Annotated in this window: 3 protein-coding genes; 2 read left to right on the top strand and 1 reads right to left on the bottom strand. The window is 64.1% G+C overall.

Annotated features, from left to right (window positions below; all coding sequences use genetic code 11):
- The coding region (locus WA702_RS23795) for a hypothetical protein (RefSeq protein ID WP_425113003.1) at nt 1–437 on the bottom strand (437 nt) is incomplete at its 3' end.
- Nucleotides 438–1,056: 619 nt separating this feature from the next.
- Between WA702_RS23795 and WA702_RS23790 the strand changes: the two genes are divergently transcribed.
- Both WA702_RS23790 and WA702_RS23785 read left to right on the top strand, forming a co-directional pair.
- On the top strand, nt 1,057–1,836 hold the full coding sequence (locus WA702_RS23790) for a transglutaminase-like cysteine peptidase (protein WP_425113004.1): 780 nt from the start codon (nt 1,057–1,059) through the stop codon (nt 1,834–1,836).
- Nucleotides 1,837–2,028: 192 nt separating this feature from the next.
- The gene (locus WA702_RS23785) at nt 2,029–2,778 is read left to right on the top strand and encodes an ABC transporter ATP-binding protein (protein ID WP_425113002.1); all 750 of its coding nucleotides are present in this window, start codon (nt 2,029–2,031) and stop codon (nt 2,776–2,778) included.
- Nucleotides 2,779–2,788: the final 10 nt, after the last annotated feature.

Genomic DNA, 2,788 nt, shown 5'->3' with positions numbered 1-2,788 from the left:
TTGTCGCCCTGGTGCAGGATGATCGAGACGCCGTTGCGGATCGCGGTCGCGGTGCCCTGAAGCTTGGTGACGTGGCCGATCACCTTGCCGGCAGCAGCCGCGGCGCCGGCCTGGCTGACCTCGACCGAGCCGGTCAGCGCGTTGACGAGGTCGCCGGTGAGATGAGCGCCATCGGGCGACGCCAGCGGCGCGCGCTTCTCGCCCTTGAAATAATCGTGCAGGACCAGCTCGTGGCCGTCGGCCGACAGGATGAGGTCGGTGCCCGAGCGCTTGAAGTCGCCGTTGAAGAGAAAATGCGCATCGGGAACGACGATGGCATCTGCCGGCGCGTGCGCAGGCGGCGCGCTGAACCGCGCAGCGCCTTCGACATTCCCATGGGCTGATACGCCCGGGCCGTCGGGGAAACGCGCGGCGTCAAATATGCCAGCGTAATTCACGGGGGCCACCACAATTGGTTAATAAATATTTAACAATGTACGACCGGGGCCTCATATCACCGACGGTCGCATTCCCCAACCATCCTCAGCTTGTGCCTGCCAGGCGACATGCGTCGCCCGACCCACGTCCCGGCTCTCGAAGCCGTCATTCGTACCATCCTTCCTGCCGTCCAATCTGCCACACCATGAGTATTTTCATGCCGCAAAAGGTTCATGGAAAAACCGCTAAGCCCAAGCAGGCGCGTCGATATTTCCTTCGACCCACCGAAACCCGCCGGCCGATCTGTGCAGCATTTCTGGGCAGAGGAGTGTGATCTGGCCAACAGTTCGGCCGAATTGAATCGAATTAGCCATATCCGCAAGTGCCGGCGATGCCACAACCTGCGAGAGAAATTACTGATCACACCGACATAACAATGGTCGCCACAACGGCTCAAATCGCTCGAATTGTACGGAATGGCGCAACCCGCCGTTCGGCCTGAGTCCATCATTTCGGCCCGGAAGTCGCCGCTTTAAGCAGAACCAAAGCCGCGGATGCGCATCATCTCGCCGAACAAGGCACCGGGCACGCCGACGCTTCAAGACGTCGCCGATGCCCAGGGGACGTGGGGGCGTCATGATGAAGACTTCATATCGCGGACGCGTATCGCTATTGGCAGGGCTTGCCTGCGCCATGGCATGGGTCATCGGTGCAACGGATCTCCGCGCGACTCCCATCGCGCTTCCCGCTAGCCTCGTAGACGCGCTCCATCGCGCTGAACCATTCGGCGGCGAGGCGCGGGACATCTCGGCCGGCACGCTGAACGACAAATGGCAGGAGCTTGCGCGCAAGCTCGACGACGAGCGTGTCCAGCTTGCGCTTTGCGACGGCGATCGCGAGCATTGCGTATCGCCGGCCGCCCTGCGCTTTCTCGCCATCGTGGACCAGGCCCGGGCTCGCGAGGGCCGCGCCCGGCTCGGCGAAATCAACCGTGCCATCAACCTTGCGATCCGCCCCGTCAGCGACCTCGCGCAGTACGGCGAGGAGGACGTCTGGAGCTCGCCGCTTGCAACCTTCAGCCGCGGTGCCGGCGATTGCGAGGACTACGCGATCGCGAAAGTTGCCGCGCTGCGCCTGGCCGGACTGGCCGCAAATGATCTGCGCATCGTGATCCTGCACGATACGCTGCATCGGGAGGATCACGCCGTCGCAGCCGCCCGGCTCGACGGCCATTGGCTTGTTCTGGATAACCAGCGCATGGCCATGATCGAGGATGCCGACACAAGGTTCGTGCGCCCGCTGTTCGTGTTCGACGATACCGGCATCGCTAAATATGCCGAAACGCCGATGCGCGTCAGTGCGCCGGAACCGCTGTCCGGCGCCAGCGCCGCAGCTGATATGATTGCGACCGCCGACTGATCAGCACGACCAGCGCGAGCGGGTTGCGCCGGGAAACGGATCAGGAGCATCATCATGGCCGTCCTGGGCGCCGGCCACACAGCTTGAAGCCAGTTGTGATCTTTCGACGCGCAGTTGCACACCTCCGATTCACCGCGTCGCAACAACTTGCCGCCAAGCTGCCGTCTGATCAAAGCTGGATCGTCTGCCAACATGACATTTCAAGCCAACGCCCTCGCCGTGCGCGGATTGACCAAATGCTTCGACCGTCCTGCGGTCGATGGCCTGGAGCTCATGGTACGCGCCGGCGAGTTCTACGCCCTCGTCGGTCCTAACGGCGCCGGCAAGACCACGACCTTGCGCATGGTCGCGGGCCTGCTGCGGCCTGACGCCGGCTCGGTCGACATCTTCGGCATCGATGCGCTGCGCGATCCGATCGCGGCCAAGCAGGTGATGGCGTGGGTCTCGGACGAGCCGATGATCTACGACAAGCTGACACCGCTGGAATATCTGGAATTCGTCGCCGGCCTGTGGGGTATCGATCCGGCCACCTCAGGGCGCGCCGCCCAGGAGCTTCTGGTCTCGCTCGGGCTCGAGCCTCATCTGCATGAGCGCTGCGAAGGATTTTCCAAGGGCATGCGCCAGAAGGTGGCGCTTGCCGGCGCTCTGGTCCACGACCCACGCCTGATCATCCTCGACGAGCCGCTCACCGGCCTCGACGCCGTGTCCGCGCGCCACGTGAAGGGCCTGCTTGCGGAGCGCGTGCGCCAGGGCGGCACGGTGATCATGACCACGCATATCCTCGAAGTGGCGGAGCGGATGGCCGACCGCATCGGCGTGATCGCCGCGGGCCGCCTGCTCGCCGAAGGCACGCTCGCCGAGCTGCGCCAGCAGAACGGCCATACCGATACCAGCCTCGAAGAGCTGTTCATCGCCCTGGTCGATGTCGAGGATGCCGCGTGACCCGGGCCGC

It is taken from the genome of Bradyrhizobium sp. (assembly GCF_049798375.1).
GTDB lineage: Bacteria > Pseudomonadota > Alphaproteobacteria > Rhizobiales > Xanthobacteraceae > Bradyrhizobium.
This window is presented reverse-complemented; position numbering and strand designations above follow the sequence as displayed.

Bases quoted from the DNA above. Each gene is read 5' to 3' on its own strand.
- WA702_RS23790 (WP_425113004.1), top strand. From the start codon at position 1,057: ATGAAGACTTCATATCGCGGACGCGTATCGCTATTGGCAGGGCTTGCC.
- WA702_RS23785 (WP_425113002.1), top strand. From the start codon at position 2,029: ATGACATTTCAAGCCAACGCCCTCGCCGTGCGCGGATTGACCAAATGC.